At 40.3% G+C, this 17,853-nt stretch carries 16 protein-coding genes; 1 reads left to right on the top strand and 15 read right to left on the bottom strand.

The window, feature by feature from the left end:
• The 5 genes from fliG to B2R65_RS15035 form a co-directional block, all read right to left on the bottom strand.
• Window positions 1-971 (bottom strand): flagellar motor switch protein FliG (fliG, locus tag B2R65_RS15055; protein ID WP_286744058.1); only part of this gene is annotated, 971 nt, incomplete at its 3' end.
• Window positions 964-2,679, bottom strand: coding sequence for a flagellar basal-body MS-ring/collar protein FliF (gene fliF / locus B2R65_RS15050; protein ID WP_286744055.1), 1,716 nt, complete (start codon window positions 2,677-2,679; stop codon window positions 964-966). The genes fliF and fliG, both read right to left, overlap by 8 nt.
• A 20-nt stretch (window positions 2,680-2,699) precedes the next feature.
• Window positions 2,700-3,032: a flagellar hook-basal body complex protein FliE gene (fliE, locus tag B2R65_RS15045; RefSeq protein ID WP_004588289.1), complete on the bottom strand. Its 333-nt coding sequence runs from the start codon at window positions 3,030-3,032 to the stop codon at window positions 2,700-2,702.
• A 172-nt stretch (window positions 3,033-3,204) separates the two neighbouring features.
• Window positions 3,205-4,629, bottom strand: a complete 1,425-nt coding sequence (locus tag B2R65_RS15040) for a sigma-54-dependent transcriptional regulator (RefSeq protein ID WP_286744054.1) — start codon at window positions 4,627-4,629, stop codon at window positions 3,205-3,207.
• Window positions 4,626-5,738, bottom strand: a complete 1,113-nt coding sequence (locus B2R65_RS15035; RefSeq protein ID WP_286744051.1) for a sensor histidine kinase — start codon at window positions 5,736-5,738, stop codon at window positions 4,626-4,628. Before B2R65_RS15035 ends, B2R65_RS15040 begins: the two co-directional genes overlap by 4 nt.
• A 132-nt stretch (window positions 5,739-5,870) precedes the next feature.
• Here B2R65_RS15035 and B2R65_RS15030 point away from each other — a divergent pair, with 132 nt between their 5' ends.
• The gene (locus B2R65_RS15030) at window positions 5,871-6,464 is read left to right on the top strand and encodes a DNA-3-methyladenine glycosylase I (protein ID WP_286744049.1); all 594 of its coding nucleotides are present in this window, start codon (window positions 5,871-5,873) and stop codon (window positions 6,462-6,464) included.
• 270 nt (window positions 6,465-6,734) lie between these two features.
• On the opposite strand, the gene B2R65_RS15025 is transcribed toward B2R65_RS15030, so the two are convergent.
• From B2R65_RS15025 to B2R65_RS14980, 10 genes are all read right to left on the bottom strand, one after another.
• Window positions 6,735-8,171, bottom strand: coding sequence for a sigma-54 dependent transcriptional regulator (locus tag B2R65_RS15025; protein ID WP_286744046.1), 1,437 nt, complete (start codon window positions 8,169-8,171; stop codon window positions 6,735-6,737).
• A gap of 342 nt (window positions 8,172-8,513) precedes the next feature.
• On the bottom strand, window positions 8,514-10,598 hold the full coding sequence (locus B2R65_RS15020) for a motility associated factor glycosyltransferase family protein (protein ID WP_286744044.1): 2,085 nt from the start codon (window positions 10,596-10,598) through the stop codon (window positions 8,514-8,516).
• On the bottom strand, window positions 10,591-10,941 hold the full coding sequence (locus tag B2R65_RS15015; protein WP_286744042.1) for a hypothetical protein: 351 nt from the start codon (window positions 10,939-10,941) through the stop codon (window positions 10,591-10,593). Before B2R65_RS15015 ends, B2R65_RS15020 begins: the two co-directional genes overlap by 8 nt.
• On the bottom strand, window positions 10,942-11,361 hold the full coding sequence (gene fliS / locus B2R65_RS15010) for a flagellar export chaperone FliS (protein WP_286744041.1): 420 nt from the start codon (window positions 11,359-11,361) through the stop codon (window positions 10,942-10,944).
• A 16-nt stretch (window positions 11,362-11,377) separates the two neighbouring features.
• Complete coding sequence (fliD, locus tag B2R65_RS15005; RefSeq protein ID WP_286744038.1) at window positions 11,378-12,766, bottom strand: flagellar filament capping protein FliD; 1,389 nt, start codon at window positions 12,764-12,766, stop codon at window positions 11,378-11,380.
• 10 nt (window positions 12,767-12,776) lie between these two features.
• Window positions 12,777-13,178, bottom strand: coding sequence for a flagellar protein FlaG (locus B2R65_RS15000; protein ID WP_286744036.1), 402 nt, complete (start codon window positions 13,176-13,178; stop codon window positions 12,777-12,779).
• Window positions 13,179-13,263: 85 nt separating this feature from the next.
• Window positions 13,264-14,079 (bottom strand): flagellin N-terminal helical domain-containing protein, encoded by an 816-nt coding sequence (locus B2R65_RS14995; protein WP_286744033.1) that lies wholly within the window; start codon window positions 14,077-14,079, stop codon window positions 13,264-13,266.
• Window positions 14,080-14,285: 206 nt separating this feature from the next.
• Complete coding sequence (locus B2R65_RS14990) at window positions 14,286-15,104, bottom strand: flagellin N-terminal helical domain-containing protein (RefSeq protein ID WP_286744030.1); 819 nt, start codon at window positions 15,102-15,104, stop codon at window positions 14,286-14,288.
• 275 nt (window positions 15,105-15,379) lie between these two features.
• Window positions 15,380-16,648 carry a flagellar hook-associated protein FlgL gene (gene flgL / locus B2R65_RS14985; RefSeq protein WP_286744027.1) on the bottom strand — a complete coding sequence of 423 codons (1,269 nt, stop codon included), beginning with the start codon at window positions 16,646-16,648 and terminating at the stop codon, window positions 15,380-15,382.
• 2 nt (window positions 16,649-16,650) lie between these two features.
• Window positions 16,651-17,853 (bottom strand): FlgK family flagellar hook-associated protein (locus B2R65_RS14980; protein ID WP_286744024.1); only part of this gene is annotated, 1,203 nt, incomplete at its 5' end.

Here is a 17,853-nt window from a genome sequence, read left to right as displayed (position 1 = left end):
GAAAGCACTTCTTTTTGGGCAGCTTCTACTTCACTTATTCTAACTGGTGCCATTGCTTCTAAGTCATCGGCAAGCATTTCGGCTGCACGTTTAGACATATTACCCAAAATTTTATCTTTAAGCGCTTCGTCAGTCCCTTTAATTGCTTTCATTAGTACGTCTTGCTGTACCTCACGCAATATGGCTTGAATACCGCGGTCATCCACATCCATAAGGTTTTCAAACACAAACATAAGATCTTGAATTTGCTGAGACATTTCTTCATCGTGCTCACGAATAGAGTCCATCAACTGCCCTTCTACATTTGTATCTAGGTAGTTCATTATATCTGCCGCGGCTTTTAAGCCACCCATTTTAGCGGCTTGTGCGCCTGCTTGGCCGGCAAATTGTTTTTCCATAATCTCGTTAAGTTCTTGCAATGCTGCAGGTTGCACTTCTTCAAGGTTCGCAATACGCATAGTTAAATCTAGGCGCACTTTTTCAGGAAATTGCGCTAGGATTTCTGCAGATTGCTCAGGCTCTAAATACGATAAAACAATAGTTTGAATTTGCGGGTGCTCATTACGAATAATATTGGCAACTTGCTTTGAGTCCATCCATTTAAGTGAATCTAAGCCTTTAGCGCCCGAGCCCATTACAATTTGGTCTATTAAACTAGCAGCTTTATCTTCACCTAATGCGGCGGTAAGCGCCTTTTTAATAAAGTCTTCTGACTGGAAGCCAATTGTACTAAAGCTTTGTATTTGTTCTATAAATAAGTTGTGAACTGCGCTTATTTTAGATTGTGACAAGTCATCTAGCGCAGCCATTGCCATACCCACTTTTTGCACTTGCTTAGGCTCTAAGTGTTTAAGTATTTGCGCTGCGTCTTCTTCAGATAAGCTCAATAAAAGAATCGCGGCTTTATCTACGCCATCTAACTTGTCAACATCAAACGCTGGCGGGAGTTGTTTTTGTTCTTGATCAGTCATCTTCTGTTAACCACGCTTTCACTACTTGTGATGAGAGTTCAGGTTCGTTCGCTACAAGTGCTCTTACCGCTTTAAGCAAATCTTCGTCGCCATGTAAATCTGGCAGCTGTAGTGTACCATCGCTTGAGAAGCCTACAGAAGCAGAATCAAAGTCTTTATTTAGCATATCTAGCGTGCTATCGCCAATATCAACTCCTGAGCTTAATGCATCTTCATCGTACTCTTCGAGCGTATCATCTGGGTATATTAAGCGTTTAAGCATAGGCTTAACAACTGCCATAATAAGCACAATAATAACCAGCGCACCCAGTACTAAGCGGACGATTTTCATAAACCAGTCCTGCTCCCACAGCGGTACTTCTAAGTCTAAATCAACTGCTTCGCGTACAAATGGCACGGTTACCACCTCTAATGCATCGCCGCGTTGCATATCAAAACCTACCCCACCTTGTAATAGGCGACGTATATTTGACAAAGCCTCTACCGAGCGCGGCGCCATAGCTGTTTCGCCGTTTTCACCTACTTTTGGCACATAATCAACGGCAACCGAGACGCTAATTCTGCGAATAACCCCTGTTTGCTGGCGCTTATGCGAAATGGTGGTGTCTAGCTCAAAGTTACGTGTAGCCTCTTTATGCACTCGGCTTGGGTTCGTTGCCGTACCAGCATTGCCTTGACCTGCCACTTCTGGAATAGTTGAATTCATAGGTGGCTGATTAGTCAGTGCCCCAGGAATTCCTACCGCTAAGCCACCAATGTTGTTCTCTTCAAATGTGGTTTCGCTTCTTACTGCTGGTAAGTCTGGGTTGTAGCGCTTTTGTGTTTCTTCTACTGAGCTAAAGTCCATGTTTAAATCAACTTGCGCAGTGTAGTTACCCAAGCCGACTACGGGAATAAGAATACTGTCTATTTTTTCTAAATACTCTTGCTCACGCTTTCTTTCAATGTCGTACTCTTTACGAGAGCGTGCTGCTAATGAGTCTTGCGAGCCTGAATTAAGTAAGCGGCCGTTTTGATCTGTTACCGTAACACGTGAAGGCTCAAGCCCTTGTACTGCAGAGGCAATCATATCAACCACTGAGTCAATTTCTTCGCCATCAAGCATTCTGCCGCGCTTAAGAGTTAATACCACTGTGGCTGATGGCTTTTTCTCTCTACGTGCAAATACGTTTTCTTTTGGAATGGCTAATAAAACTTTAGCGCGTGTTACGTTGTTTAATTCTTCTATGGTGCGGGCAAGTTGTTGCTCGCGGCCATGTTTTAAACGTTCTCGCTCTAATCGCTGGCTAACACCAAAGCCCATATCTTGCATTATGATATCGGTGCCTGAGGTAGGACCTTGCTCTAGGCCTTCACGGGCCATCAGCAATTTAATGTTTTGATACTCGCTTTCATCAACCGAAATTACGTTGCCATCTAGCTCGTAGTCAATTTTTTGTGCATCTAAAAAATCAAGGGTTTGGATCAGCTCTTCTGTTGGCATTTTACCCAGCGGACGCATGTCTGGCTGACGTGCCCAAATAATCACAAATATAGCAATAGCTAAACAAATAGCCAGCGCAATAATAAGGGTGACTTGGCGAAGCACATCAACACCATTTAAGGCGCTTAAGTAGCCCGACTTTTGTTCTTGTTGCTCGTTATCTTCGCTTTGGTCAATACCGCCGCCAGCAAGAGCAAGATCTGTTGATTGATTAGATTGCGCCACAATAATTCTCCACTACCTACTTAAACAGGCATGTTCATAATTTCTTGGTATGACTCAACAAGTTTATTTCTTACTTGTACTGTAGCCTCAAATGCCACTGACGATTTTTGTGAGGCAATCATTGCCTCAGCAAGCGATACACTTCTATCACCCATTTCAACAGCCACTACTTTTTGTTTGGCATCTTGTTGTAAGCCATTAACCGTGTTTAATGCATCACTTAGTAAGTCACCAAATTGAGCAGACGATGTCGGCTGAGCTTGAGTAGGTAGCTTATTGATTTGATTTGTATGGCCTGCTTCTAAAGCCATTGATTGCATTTCTTGAAATAGCGCGCTGTTTTGAATTTTCATAATTTTCTCTGGCAAATGCAGTTAACGTTCATAAAGGGAATAAAGCACAAAGTGTGCCATAAAAATAAACCTTTAATTACAAAAGGTTAACTATTGTTTTTGAGAGTCAGAGATTTGACAACCCTAAACTAAGCGTGGTTAGTTTAGGGTTATATGGAAGAAAGGGATAAAGTTATGCGGGCAGCGAAATACCTAAATCGCGCATTTGTGCTAGTTTATAACGTAAAGTACGCGGGCTGATCCCAAGTGTTTGTGCAACATCTTTTCGTTTGCCTTGGCAGCGCGCTAGGGTTTCTAATATTATTTTATGCTCTTTATCTTTTAGCTCATCTTTATAGCTGCCAGTATCAACACTAGGCAGGGAGCTACTCACCTCTGCAGGCGTTATTTTGTCATCATAATACGCGCCACTGGAAGTACTCACTTGCTCAGGCGCTATCTCCTGTTTAGGCATACTGTTAATTGGCGCTTGCATTAAGTTTTCAATAAAAATAGCCTGTTCGCCAATTGCATTGCCCGTTCGCAAAATAAGCGCACGTTGAATTACGTTATCAAGCTCGCGTACATTACCAGGCCATGCATGGCTTAGTAATTTTTGTTCAGCGGCACTATCAAGCGTTGCTAGCGGCTCTTTACTTTTAACTAAATGGCGCTCTATTAAATGCTTAGCCAATACAATTATATCCCCTGGGCGCTCACAGAGCGGTCGCCACATTAGGGGGAATACATTTAAGCGATAATATAAGTCTTCTCTAAATTGGTTATCTGCAACGGCTTCTTTTAGGTCGCGGTTACTGGTGGCGAGTACTCTTACATCGAGTGAAATTGTTTTTCGGGCACCTAAACGCTCAACTTCACGCTCTTGCAATACCCGTAATAGCTTAGCTTGCAGCCCCAAGTCCATTTCGGTTATTTCATCAAGTAATATGGTGCCGCCTTGGGCTTGTTCAAATTTACCTGGGCATGCTTGTATTGCACCGGTAAACGCGCCTTTTTCGTAGCCAAATAAAGTAGCTTCAAGCATGTTTTCGGGAATAGCCGCACAGTTTATTGCCACAAAAGGCGCATCGCATCGGTTTGATTTATCGTGAATGTATCGCGCTAGCACTTCTTTACCAGAGCCACTAGGGCCTAGCACCATAACACTTGCATCTGAGCGCGCCACTTTGCTCGCCAGTTCTAAAAGCGCAATACTGCTAGGGTCGGCAACAATTGGGCCGTCAGTGTCTTTTGGCTTTTCGGGTAAATACCGACTAACCATATTTAAAAGCACCTCAGGGGCAAATGGTTTAGCCATATAATCAATTGCGCCTAAGCGCATTGCCTCTACTGCATCATCAATCGTTGCATAGGCAGTCATCATTAATACGGGGAGATCTGGGTAGTTAAGCTTAATGCTTCTAAGTAAATCTAGGCCGCTCATCGCGCCCATTTGCACGTCGCTGACCACTAATGAAAACTCAGATTTTTTTAATTGGATCATGGCTTGCTCAGCACTATCGGCTGCAACACAGGCAATACCCGACATCTCTAACGTGTCTATGAGTGCTTCTCTTAAACCTGCATCATCTTCAACCACTAGTATTGTATTACTCATGCTGTTTTCTCCTGCGTTGAGGCCGTGCATATGGGCAGCAATAAACTAAAACATGCACCACCATTGGCATTATTAACCACTTCAACACGTCCTTGATGCGCATTAGCCACAGAGCTTACAACAGCAAGCCCAAGCCCTGTACCTTGGCTTTTTGTGGTATAAAACGGTTCAAAAATTTTCTCTATTTTGCTCAACTCTACACCAGGGCCGTTATCGCATACGCTAATACGCACGGTATCGGGTTCGCTACTATCGCGCTGCGCTTTTAATGTCACCTGGGCTTGGCTGCCAATAATTTGAATACTATTGTGAATAAGGTTTTGAATAGCACTGGCCAGCGCGGTTTTATTACCGGTAATTTCTATGTCTGGCTCTGGTAGCTCAACAACAAGTGAGCTGTTATTTAAGGCCACCATTGCATCGGCACCTAGTTTTACCTCGTTTAAAAGCTGCTGCATAGAAACCTGTTCAACCACTTGTTGCTCGCCGCTTTTGGCAAAAAGTAGCATATCGTTAACTTGGGTTTCTAAATCTTTTAAACGCGACATTAACTTAGTTTGAAAGTTATCCCGTGATGACTCTGGTAGCTTTTTAGAGCCCAAATTGGCCGCGTACAACATAGCCGCCGAGAGCGGTGTACGCACTTGGTGCGCAAGCGATGCCACCATTTTACCTAACGCGCTTAGGCGCTGCATATGGGCTACGCGCTTTTGCAAACGGCGCGTTTCTGTTAAATCTGTCATTAATATTAATTGCCCAGGCTCTGGCGCTAGCGCAGTAATATCAAGCTTTATAAGTCGCCCATCTTTGAGCGACACTTCATGTCCATCATCTTGGTGGGGACGAAAAGAGCGTTGAATAATGTTAAACCACTTCTCTCCTTCGAGCGGCTCGCCTAACATATCAATCGCTATTTGATTGGCTTTTGCGATAAGCCCTTTGCCATCAAGCACAACAACACCCGCAGGCATAGTATCAACTAAGTGCGACAGCCAACTTGCTTGCTGTCTTAAATCACTTAATTCACCAATGTACTCTTCTTGAAGTAAACATGGGTTATACTGTTTTGCAGTAATAAACTGTGGTTTAAGTACACTCGCAAGGGCCATAATCAAATCTCTTAATGATGTAGATACAGGGCTAAATGCACAATTTATACCAATATTATTTTATATATTTTTCATTTAGTTACCTTACAATATCGCGTAACAAAAAAATGACGCACACTAAAAGGAATAATAATGAGTGAGCAAAATAAATGCCGTTGTGCATGGCTCGACGCCACAAAGCCTGATTATGTGAAATACCATGATGAAGAATGGGGAGCCCCCCTTTATGACGACACGAAATTATTTGAATTTATTACTCTCGAGTCGGCGCAAGCGGGCTTAAGTTGGTACACCATTTTAAAAAAGCGCGCAGGCTATAAAAAAGCATTTGCTAATTTTAATGTGCAAAAAGTGGCTAACTTTACAGCCGATGATATAGAACGGCTAATGCAAGATGAGAGCATAGTGCGTAACCGCTTAAAAATTGCTGCCACCGTTAATAATGCTCAGCGGTTTATTGAGATTCAAAAAGAATTTGGCAGCTTTAGTAATTACCAATGGCGATTTGTGGGCAATAAACCAATTATTAGTGATTTAAATAGTGTTGAAGACACCCCTGCAATTACCGAGGAGTCAAAAGCGTTTGCAAAAGATTTAAAAAAACGAGGTTTTAAATTTTTGGGCCCTACAACGGTATACGCACATATGCAGGCCTGTGGCATGGTAAACGATCACAGTAATGATTGTTTTAGAAAAGAAGAAATTATAAAGGCGTTTAGTGAGTAAGCGATTTGCTCACAAAGAGGTTTAAAGGCTCGCTTTAGAGAAGTAACGTGTAAGTTAATTGTGGTTTCTCATTTGACCTCGTTTTTTGGGGGGGCTAAGTAATTAGAAGCTGCGCTTTTTACGCGAGCAAGCTTCGCGTCTACCGCCAAAGTTTAAGTTTGCGTTTATCTTGTAAACGCGAAGCTTGCTTGCGTGACGGGCAAAGCCCGTAAATTAACTCCTCAAAAATGAATAATAAATAACGAAAAGTCTTTCACCATTTGCATACTGCTAATCTCGCGATAGATTGTACTTTTTCATTTTTTCAACAAGCGTTGTACGCCTTACACCTAATATTTCTGCGGCGCGCGCAACAACGTAATCAAAACGCTCTAACGCTTGGGTAATTAAGCTTATTTCAAGCTCTGCTAAATAATCTTTAAGCTCTATACCTTCTTCGGGTAATACGCCAGATCCCGGTTGGCTAAATTCAGGCTCAGGTTCATTATCATAATCGCTAAAACCTGAGCTAAAAATATCGTTAAAGGCATCTTTTTCAAGTAGCTCTTCAGGGTACTCTGGCTCGTATGCGTCTACCTCGATGTAGCGATATTTATTGGGTAAATCGGGTACATCCACTACTTTTTCAGGGAACATAATCACCATGCGCTCCACTAAATTAGCAAGCTCTCGGATATTACCAGGCCAAGCATGTTCTTTGAGGCTCTCAACCGCGCGCTCTGTAAATTTAGCCGACGTACCACTTTGCTCATTAACACGGCGCATTAGCTCTTTAAGTAATAAAGGTATGTCGTCAGCACGTTCATTAAGTGACGGGTTTTCAATAGGAAACACGTTTAGACGGTAATATAAATCTTCCCTAAAGCTGCCCTTTTCAATCATTTCCTCAAGGTTGCGATGAGTAGCGGCAATCACCCGTACATCTGCTTGAATAGCTTTTGTGCCACCTACACGCTCGTAGCTGCGCTCTTGTAATACACGCAATAACTTTACTTGCATTTGCAGCGGCATATCGCCAATTTCATCTAAAAATAGCGTACCGCCTTGAGCCAATTCAAAGCGCCCTTTACGTGCAGAAATAGCGCCGGTAAACGCCCCTTTTTCGTGACCGAATAACTCGCTTTCGAGCAACTCTCCAGGAATAGCACCACAGTTTACTGGTACAAACGGCCCAGTATTGCGTTTAGATAATAAATGGACGTTACGCGCAACCACCTCTTTACCTGTACCCGACTCACCTAAAATAAGCACGTTTGCATCGGTTTTAGCCACTTGCTCAATTAAAAAGCGTACGTTTTTAACTGCGTCTGTTTCGCCAACTAAACCATCAAATGTTTTGTGTGGTTTATGATGCTTGTGACTTCCAGGAAGCATACGTTGGTACTGTTGGCAGTCGTGTAATAACTGTGTGGTTACTTCGTGATTAAACGGCTCACAAATTAAGCCCACTACATTAGCAATACTTAATAAGGGCTTGAGTGTTTCACCAATCAGTAAAAAAGGCAGGGTTGGAAAACGCTTAATTAAGCTTTCATGATCTAAGCTTTGCAATGCACCTAAAATAACAATGCATTCTTGTTGTTGATACTTACTAGATACTTGCTCAAAATCACTTTCGTCAAGTAACTGCACAGCTTCCCCAATAAAGGTAAGCGATGCATTTAATCCTATTGCACGGTTATTATTATTATCTAAAATCAAGATCATAGTTAGCGAGCCATAATTTCACTAATTTATTTTATTAGCTAAATTGTAAGCGAGATCTGAATGGATGCAAGTAATAGCGGCGGTTTTTTGACATAAACGCCAAAAAATAGACATCGCTATAAAACAATAATACTTAATGATTAAAACTTAAGTATTATTGTTATTCAAGTAACTTGAGTTTGTGTGCCATATAATAACTGTGACAGTAAAGGCTTAAAATTTGGTATCGGTTTAAATTGATTATTATAAAGTTGAACATTACTAATGTAATGTGGGTTCAAAATATAATTTTAAACCTATAAATAATACTAACAAATTGAAAATTAAAACCCTTATATGTATTCATATTGAGGGTTCAATCTCAGAAAATTTTTCCTCATAATCTGATTTTATCTCTTCAAAGTAACTGCAAACTATCTGAGCACTATTATGAAAATTCTCCAACGCCTGCCCCTCCTCTTCATGACTATACAGCGAATTAACTAACATAGAATGAGTATGTAAAATAGTTCCGCGTAATAACTCATCAAAGTAACTAATATTAGTGTTATTAAAACTTGAAAGGCGACGAAGTTGCTCATCTAATAATTCTAACGCTACATTAATAGAAGCTGGTTTACCTGATAGTTGCTCAATAAATAAGTTACACAAATCTAAAAACAACGGCACATCATTATGGAGCGCAACAAAAGCATCATTAGTATAAGTCTCTGAACTTTTAATCGTTTCAGTTATATTTGAAATCAGTGCGGCTTTATTCTCTATTAACGAACTAACTAATGAATCGGCCTGAGTTGGCTTAGCACCTTCAACATAAGCCCCGTCACTGCAATTTTTTACCTTTAAATGCGGATTTTGCGCTAATGTTCTTTCAAGTACAGTGTGTGAATACTTAAATATCTCATCTGTTTCCACTAGAGCGTCAGCATCAAAATTGGCTTTTAGTTTATACTTAGCTTTGTGTGTATATAAACCAGAGTCTTGGTCTCCTTTATAATAGACACTGTTTCTAGAGTGATGTTGCTTAGACTTATAGCCCATATCAACACCGAACAAAGCTATATCTGTAAAACCTATTTTTTCGCAAAAAGCCAACGCACAATTACTCACTGTTGGATTACAATTTACCAATAATGCGGGTTTTTCCTGCTGCCCCAGGCCTTGAACGAAAAGTTTACTGCTAGCCTCCCCCCACTTTACACCTTGGACTTTATCTTCAAACATAGCAAAAACAGAAGGCAATACAGTATTTAATGCAAGTAAGGTAATCCCACTAAAAAACGCTTTATCATAAAACGACGCTAAAACATCATGGGTTACTTGACAGCGTTCCATTTCACAATGAAAGTCAGGCTTTAAACCATATTTGTATAAGGCGCTGAGCGCTGTGCCGCAACTTATAACAATGGCGTTATTTTGATGTTCAATCAGCCACTGAATGTCTTTATCTAGTGATGGGCCGTTAGCAATTAAGTAGACAGGTACATTTTTTAACTCGTCTAAACTATCGGGTCTAAGAAAAGGCACATCGAAGTTTTTTGAAAAGTTTTCAATACTTAAAATAGCATCATCATAAAAACCAAACCCTAAAATATTACCGACAAACTGTAAGGATAGTTGCTTGGTAACTCGATCTAAGTAATCATCATGGTAATGCTTATATAAAAAACTGTACCCTGAGAAAAAGCGGCCAAAACGTTGAAATACTGATTCTACTTCTTTACTAATACCCAGTTCAGTATCAAACTCACCCACGCTAAAATGCAGTTCCGTATTATGTACGTTTAGCTGCTCAAAAATATCCGCCCAATCTGTTAAAAATAAGCTCAAATAAAGTAAATCAAGATGCGGCTCATAGATGTAGAGCTTCTTCACTATATGTTCTTTTACTAATGAGTTTATATGGTAACCACACCCTATACCCATTAACATTAAACTAGGTATAACCTTAGGCAAATGATTATGCTTTTTTTTCTCGTTCTGCTCTTTTAAACTAATTGAAAGTTCATTGAGGAATTGACTATGAATAAAGTCGTCTGTTAACTTTTTTCGCACTGAAAACTTATTGGTTAAAACTGTGGGCGTCTCGCAATAATCGAGATACTGTACATACGAATCTTGATAAACATCTTGTTGATATATGTTGTTCTTTTTCTCAGTATCGTAAATATTAACGTTACCGTTATCCATATGTAACTCAAAGCGATTGAGCTGATAATTTAAAAAGATATTGAATATATCAGGGTAGGTGTGCTCAAAGGCTTGCATATTAGATTGAAACATCTTTTCTAAATCAAAATCTGGCCGAACAAAGTCCATTAGCGCTGCTTCATACTTTTTTCTGTTCTCAATTTGTGACTGTAAAAATGCTTGATAGCGCTCTAACTCATTTAGTTTTTCATTTATAGCCAAAGTTAGGTCATTCATTATCGCTTGTCCCTATAACATCTGAGTATACCTGTAAGTGTTTTTTCTTTTTATGCATTGAAGTTAACAAGGCTTGCAACTTTGATTTTCCATTACCTAACATGGTATGGTGCTTTTCAGTTTCTATTTGCAATTTGCTTATAAATGCATTTACAAACGCTTTGTTTTGTTGTTCAAGTCCATTTGTTAGCGAAAGTAACTCGTAAAGCAAGTTATTTTTCTTTTCTATAACCTTTGCTAAGCCGCTATAGTTTTCATCTTCTATCATAACGAGTTCTTTTTTGAGTAACTCTTCTAAACTTTCGATGATTCGAAAAGCTTTGTCATCTAATAACTCGTTCACTTAAATGCCGCTTTGTTTTAAAAGTGCAAAGCCTTTTTGTTTATCTTGTTCGGAAATACCATCCCAAGCTTCTTTTATAGGCGAAAATAGTTCATTAATTTCATCAAGTATTTCAACCGAGTTTTGCGTATTGGCTTCTGAAAGTCTCACTACCATATAATCATAAAGGTTATTAAGGTTGTCTGCGATACCGCCGCCTTGCTCAAAGTTCAACCCGCCTTTGAGCCCGCCAATAATACTAATAGCTTTTTTAATACTATTGTTTTTCGCTTCAATTTCTTTTCGATTTATAAACGCTTTAGCTTGATAAACTTGAGTCAAAAACTCACGCATAAGAATCTGAATTACTTGATGCGGATCTGCCTCAGAAAGAGAAAGCTCTTTTTGAGCTTTTTGGTATGTATTTGCGCGTAAATTCATTTTTCACCTCTTAAACCTAACTATTAGATGTATTTGTTAAAATACTCGAAATATATGAGCTAGATGTTTGATACTGTGCCATTACGCTATCTAAAGCAGCATATTGGCTTCTTAGCGAAGCTTCAAGATTTGCTAAACGTTCATCTAAGGCATCACGATCTGTTTCTATCGTCTCTAGTGATTCATTAAGGGATCGCTCCCTTTTGATTAACGAACCATCGCTACCTGTGTAAAGCTCAACCAGTCCGTCAACTTTTTGAACCAGTCCATCATCATCACTAAAAAAACTTTGCAATGCACTGAATTTGTCAGAAATAGCGCTATTCAATAGCTCTTCTCCGCTTTGCAATGAACCAATTCCTAGGGATGAAATCTCCATTTCACCTTCACGGTTAAAACTAACACCAATTTCCATTAAAGATTGTATGTCAGTAGTACCACCTAACTCATTAGTAAACATCCTTTGCAATTGCTGTTCCATTGTTCTAATTGTACTATCAGAGGCTAATAACCCTGACGAAGAATTTGATAGCGAGTCCAACGTTCCTTTTAGGGAGTTATATGCCTCTACAAATTCTGTGAGTGTTTCTTTTACTATGTCTTCGTCAACTGATACGCTAAACTCTTGCGGTTCAGTTGTTGTTGATTTAAGAGTTAATGTTGTGCCTTGGATTTTATCTTTTAATTCATTAGTTGAACTACTTACAGACTGCCCATTTATCAAAGCATTAGCATCTTGAGCTGCTTGTTGGACAGACAGACTCGCCCCCCCGCTTGGTGAATTAGTAGCAATACTTGAAAGTGAATCATCATCAGTCGTAACAGACAAAGTATTATCTGCTCCTGAGATAGCAGAACTAAACGTTAAAACTGCACCGCTATCACTATTTACTATATTTGCACTAACACCAAAATTTTCGCTTGCTTTATTAATTTTATTACGGATATCTTCGAGCGTATCTGTACTTTCAACTGCAATAGTAAATTCGTTATCACCTGCATTAAATGTCAAATTACCGGCACCTAAAGTATCTTCTGCCGACCCAAGCGCTGCAGATTGTAATTTAGAGCCTTTTGCTAATTGCAAGACTTCAACAGAAAAGTCACCAGATTGCATTGAGCTGCCTACTTCCACCTCAAATGCCTGTTCCGATTCTTCTAAACTATTAGCGAAAGAAACAATTCGCGAATTATACGTTTCAGCATCACCTAATTTTGCTAATACATCATTAAACGAGTCTAGCGCAGATTTAAATGTTCCAACACCCGAAAGCTGCGTGGTGTAATTGATTTCACGCTCATTTAACTGACTTTCTTTTACGGTTCTTTCCGCACTAATTGTAGCTTCAATAATCGACTCAAGATCAATACCAGAGCCAACCCCAGCTGACGTTATAGTAGCCATACGTTATTCCTCAAATTGTCTTATCAATCAAAACACCTAAAGGCTGGCCAAAAATTTGCTCTTGCAGCTCATCAATTTTACTTGCCAACTCCAAAACTTCCAGACTTGGTATTTGTCTTATCACTTCATCGGTTGCTGTATCAGTAACCACAACAACAGGTGAGCTTGTCTGTTCATCAATATGAAATTTAAACTGCTTTGATTTTAGTTGGGTCAACGATTCTAACTTCTCAACAGAATTAAGCAAATTTTGCGCCACAATATCTTCACCCGATTCTGATTGCTGACTTTCGTCTAAATTTTTTAGCGCATTCACCTGTTCAGCAACAAACTCCTTTTGCTCTTGAGTTACTTCAGAGTTTATGCGCTTAGCAAACGCGTCGTTACTAAGATTTGAGTTAATATTTTCCATTTGACACCTCTAAAACCAAAAAAGGACCTGTACACCAGCTTCACCAGTACACAAGTCCTTCTAATTGTAGTTTAATATTTATTAATTATAGAAGAGAAAGCGCAATCTGTGGTTGCTGGTTAGCCTGCGCAAGCATTGAACTAGACGCTTGCTGTAATACTTGGTTACGAGCAAGGCTAGCACTTTCTGCAGCAAAGTCAGCATCCATAATACGTGAACGAGACGCAGCTACATTCTCAGACACATTTGTTAAGTTACGAATCGTCGAGCTAAAGCGGTTTTGTTTTGCACCGAGATCTGCACGAACATCATTCACAGCTTTTAGTGAATCATCTAAGCCATCTATAGCAGCTTGAGCGCCTGAAGCTGTACTAATATCCAACCCACCTGTTGATAATCCTGTAGCATCCATTGCAACGCTTATAGACACAGCAATAGTTTGGCTTGCATCCGCACCTACTTGGAAGTCCGCAGAATATGTGCCATCAAGTACATTCACACCACCGAATGTGGTTGTGTCTGCAACACGTGTGATCTCCTCATTCAACTGAGCAAATTCTTTTTGTAACGCTGCACGGTCATCTGCACTGTTTGAACCATTGGCAGATTGGATTGCTAAGACACGCATACGCTGCATCATAGTTGTTGTTTCTTCTAATGCACCTTCCGCTGTTTGAGCAATTGAGATACCGTCATTAGCGTTACGTGCTGCTTGGTCCAGACCTTTCATTTGTGACTCTAAACGTGAACCAATTTGAAGGCCCGCGGCGTCGTCAGCTGCACTGTTAACGCGTAAACCTGAAGATAAACGTTGATATGATGTAGACAAATCATTTGTTGAATTTGATAAGTTACGCTGTGAATTTAATGACATTACATTAGTATTTACACTTAAAGCCATGATAGCCTCCTAATAATTTAACTAGATGGGAATCAAGCTTTACAGTTTTGTAATTTAGCTCAATGATTCCTGCCTGCAGTTAAGTTATCGGCGCTCGATTGAGTTACTTTAGCCTTTTTTTAAAATATTTATTTATTACTATCTTTCATAAAGTTAAAAGCCAGAACTATGTTCTGGCTTGGTATTGTTATATTACAATTTAAAAATTATTGTAATAGAGACAGGGCTATTTGGGGTTGTTGATTGGCTTGAGCGAGCATTGAACTTGAAGCTTGTTGAAGCACTTGATTGCGTGCAAGGTTAGCACTTTCTTTAGCAAAATCGGCATCCATGATTCGTGACTTAGATGCAGCCACATTTTCCGATATATTTGTTAAGTTTCGTATTGTTGAACTAAACCGGTTTTGCTTTGCACCTAAATCGGCGCGTACATCGTTCACAGCTTTTAATGCATCATCAATGCTATCTATGGCTGTTTGAGCCCCTGCAGCTGTCGAAATAGTATTTGCATTAACAGAAAGCCCCGAAGCCCCCATACTCGCGGCTATTGAAACTGATATAGTTTGATTAGCATCTGCACCTACTTGAAATTCAGCGCTATAAGTTCCATCGAGAACATTTACGCCACCAAATGTAGTTGTTTCTGCAATTCGATCCATTTCTTCTTGGAGCTGCGCAAATTCTTTTTGTAATGCAGCTCGATCATCATCACTATTAGATCCGTTTGCCGACTGAATAGAGAGTACTCGCATGCGTTGCAACATATTGGTCGTTTCTTCTAATGCACCTTCCGCTGTTTGTGCAATAGATATTCCATCATTAGCATTTCGTGCGGCTTGATTTAAGCCATTCTCTTGTGTGGCTAAACGAGTACCAATCTGTAACCCTGCAGCATCATCTTTAGCACTATTAACACGCAAACCTGATGACAATCGTTGAAACGATGTACTTAAGTCATTTGTTGAATTAGCCAAACTACGTTGAGAATTAAGTGATGCTACATTTGTATTTACTGTTAATGCCATTTTACCATCTCCTAGGTTTAAACAGAGTGTGGTTCAACACGTTTTAACAGGAACCACTATTCGATAATTTCTAATTATTAGAAAAGCATTTACTGTGCCAACTTTTAAATAAATATAATCATATGTTTTTAAAGTATTTTCAATCAAAATATCAAACATTAATAATAAGTTATCTGGTTAGCTGGAGTGACGACAATTTATTGCCGCTATTTTGAGGGAGGTTTTTGCCGCTTTGTATTAGCTAAAGCGGCAAGGTATTTCTGCTTATAATCTGTTTATAAGTAATCAAATAAAGAAAGGTTTGTTAAACGGCCAAACGTGGCTTGTGACGCTTGCAGTGCGGTTTCTTGTTTAGTGAGTTCACTAATGGCTTCTGCCATGTCTACCTCTACTAAATCAGAAAGGTTACTTTTGTTTTGAATGTCTTGCGCAAGATTTGAGTCACTCACGCTTTCAACCGCATTCATCCGCCCGCCTAAGCTCGCTTGCGTATACACAACTTGCTCACTTGCATTTTGAAGCTGTACTACACCATCGGCTAATACTTGCTGAAAATCATCGTTTTCAAGTGTGCCATCATTTAACCCCGTAATGAGTGATTGTAATGTATTAAGCACGTTTTCTTTGTGCGGCTTTTCGAGGGTAAAATCAAGCTGGCCTGGTGCTGCGCCTTCAAATTCGATTTTCATGCCTGCAAAATCGATTGGCTCATCCGTTACCTCGCCTACTTGTGCGGGGCTCAGCGACACACCGTCGCGCAAAATTTCATAAGTATCAGGGTCGTTGGCGGTAGCGCCTGGTGTTATTACCACATTATACGTGTTCGCTGTTGCCGCTGCGGTTGGATCAGCATTGTAGTTATCTTGATGAAACCGGTCGAACTCTGTTTGGCCATCTACATAAACCGTGCCTGCTGTAATATTATTTGCAGGCGTAGTTACCGGGATCGCAGCTTGATTATCAGTAACATCTAACCTTGCGTCGCTTTTCTCAAACGTATCAAAACCGTTATCGCTTGATTTAATACTCACTCCTTCAGCTATGGTTATAACATGCTGGCCTTGATCCCCATTATAGGTGTACTCACCTGTTGTAGAGTCAAACTGGTATGGTTGAGTGCTGTCTTGGTAACCTGAAAAAATAAATTTACCATCTTCTGAGCGGGTATTCATTAAACTCAAAATAGTTTGTTGTAATTCTTCTAACTCTTTGCCAATAGATGCTTTGTCGCTCGTACTGAGGGCACCGTTACCCGCTTGGATTGCCAGTGTTTGTGCTTTTTGAATTGCATCAGTTATGCTGCTTAATACAATTTCTTCTGTATTAAGACGGTTATTCAACTGGTCAATATTTTTAGCGTGCTGCTCATTTGTTTGTATTTTATTTGAGTAAAGCATCCCTTGCGAAATAGCAGCAGGTGCTTCTGAGGTAGTTAAATACTTCTGCCCTGTCGTTACTTGCTCTTGTGCATTAGCAACACTTTGTTGGCTATCGAGTATTTTATTAATGTTGTTTTGGTACATTAAGTTATTTGATAAACGCATAATTACCTCGCTGCACTTAATAAGGTGTCAAAAATTTCTTGAGCTGCAGCCAACACTTGAGCTGATGCTGAATATGATTGCTGAAAACGCAGTAAATTGGCAGCCTCTTCATCTAGGTTTACACCTGAGAGCGACTCATACCACGCTTCTGATTGCTCTGCTAACGCATCAAATGCGCTGGCACTGGTAATGGCTTGGCCGGTTACTACGCCAATATCACTCACTAACCCTGAATAGGCTTGATTAAACGTTTCGTGATTGTCGGCAGTGGCTGTTGTCACTACATTTTTACGCACTAATTCGCCATTTTGTAAATCAGCGAGCTTTAAACCATTACGGTTATCATCAAAACCGCCTTCGTTAAATTCAAGGGTAAAGGTGTCTCCAGTGGCTGGCGTGCCTTCAATGTCAAAATCAAAGCCATAGTTGCTATAAGGTACGCCAGCCTGAGCCAGTACGCCCTCTGCTGGAGGCGTTACTGTAAACGTAGTGGTGCCATTTGCATCTGTAATTTGATATTCGTTTGCAGTGCCTGTTTTAACTAACGTTATATCGCCATTGGCTAAACCAGGGGTAGTGTTAAAGCCACCCGAGGTAACACTAGTTACTTCTCCGGCTGAAATAGTCGCTGTACCTACATTATCTATGCTGTTAGCTGTACGAATAGGCGATGCCAGTGCTAAGTCTTCACCGCGGCTTGTCGCAAGGGAAATACTGGTTGCCGCCTCAGAGTTAAGTTTAATTTGAAACTGATCACCTGTATTACCTGTACCTGCTACATCAATTTGTAAACCAAACGACTCCCCACTCGTAATGTCATCTGAGTCAATAACACCTGATGGCGGTATCGTCGCTAAAGAAGCGCTGCCTATCGGCTCCCCTTTATTATCTATAGGCTGAATGCTCACTTCATTTGCATTAGCGGTATAAGTAACTATAAAGTCGCTGGCAGGCAGTTCACTACCTTTACCAGCCTCAAGCGTGGCCGTTAAACTAGCGCCGCCGGTATTAGCTTGGTATGCATGAGCACCCACGGTAGGTATATTAAATATATCACCGCCTAGCTCACCGTTAGCATCCATACCCAATTTATTTTGCTCGTTGAACGCATCAGCAATTGCCAATCCCATTTGGCCAATTTGATTTTGTGCAGGCACAAGTATGTCGTCTCTAAAAGCCAGCAAGCCGCCAATTTTGCCTTTTAA

Origin of the sequence: Pseudoalteromonas sp. UBA2102, from assembly GCF_002331165.1 — a bacterium.
In the GTDB taxonomy this organism is placed as follows: Bacteria; Pseudomonadota; Gammaproteobacteria; order Enterobacterales; family Alteromonadaceae; genus Pseudoalteromonas; species Pseudoalteromonas atlantica.
Note: the sequence above shows the minus strand (reverse complement) of the source record. Positions and strands in the feature narration are given on the sequence as shown.

Coding starts and splice junctions, on each gene's coding strand:
- B2R65_RS15020 (WP_286744044.1), bottom strand. CDS start 10,598: ATGAATGACCTAACTTTGGCTATAAATGAAAAACTAAATGAGTTAGAG.
- B2R65_RS14990 (WP_286744030.1), bottom strand. CDS start 15,104: ATGGCATTAACAGTAAATACAAATGTAGCATCACTTAATTCTCAACGT.
- flgL (WP_286744027.1), bottom strand. CDS start 16,648: ATGCGTTTATCAAATAACTTAATGTACCAAAACAACATTAATAAAATA.
- B2R65_RS14995 (WP_286744033.1), bottom strand. CDS start 14,079: ATGGCTTTAAGTGTAAATACTAATGTAATGTCATTAAATTCACAGCGT.
- B2R65_RS15035 (WP_286744051.1), bottom strand. CDS start 5,738: ATGGCCCTTGCGAGTGTACTTAAACCACAGTTTATTACTGCAAAACAG.
- B2R65_RS15025 (WP_286744046.1), bottom strand. CDS start 8,171: ATGATCTTGATTTTAGATAATAATAATAACCGTGCAATAGGATTAAAT.
- fliE (WP_004588289.1), bottom strand. CDS start 3,032: ATGAAAATTCAAAACAGCGCGCTATTTCAAGAAATGCAATCAATGGCT.
- fliD (WP_286744038.1), bottom strand. CDS start 12,766: ATGGCTACTATAACGTCAGCTGGGGTTGGCTCTGGTATTGATCTTGAG.
- fliS (WP_286744041.1), bottom strand. CDS start 11,361: ATGAATTTACGCGCAAATACATACCAAAAAGCTCAAAAAGAGCTTTCT.
- B2R65_RS15040 (WP_286744054.1), bottom strand. CDS start 4,629: ATGAGTAATACAATACTAGTGGTTGAAGATGATGCAGGTTTAAGAGAA.
- B2R65_RS15030 (WP_286744049.1), top strand. CDS start 5,871: ATGAGTGAGCAAAATAAATGCCGTTGTGCATGGCTCGACGCCACAAAG.
- B2R65_RS15000 (WP_286744036.1), bottom strand. CDS start 13,178: ATGGAAAATATTAACTCAAATCTTAGTAACGACGCGTTTGCTAAGCGC.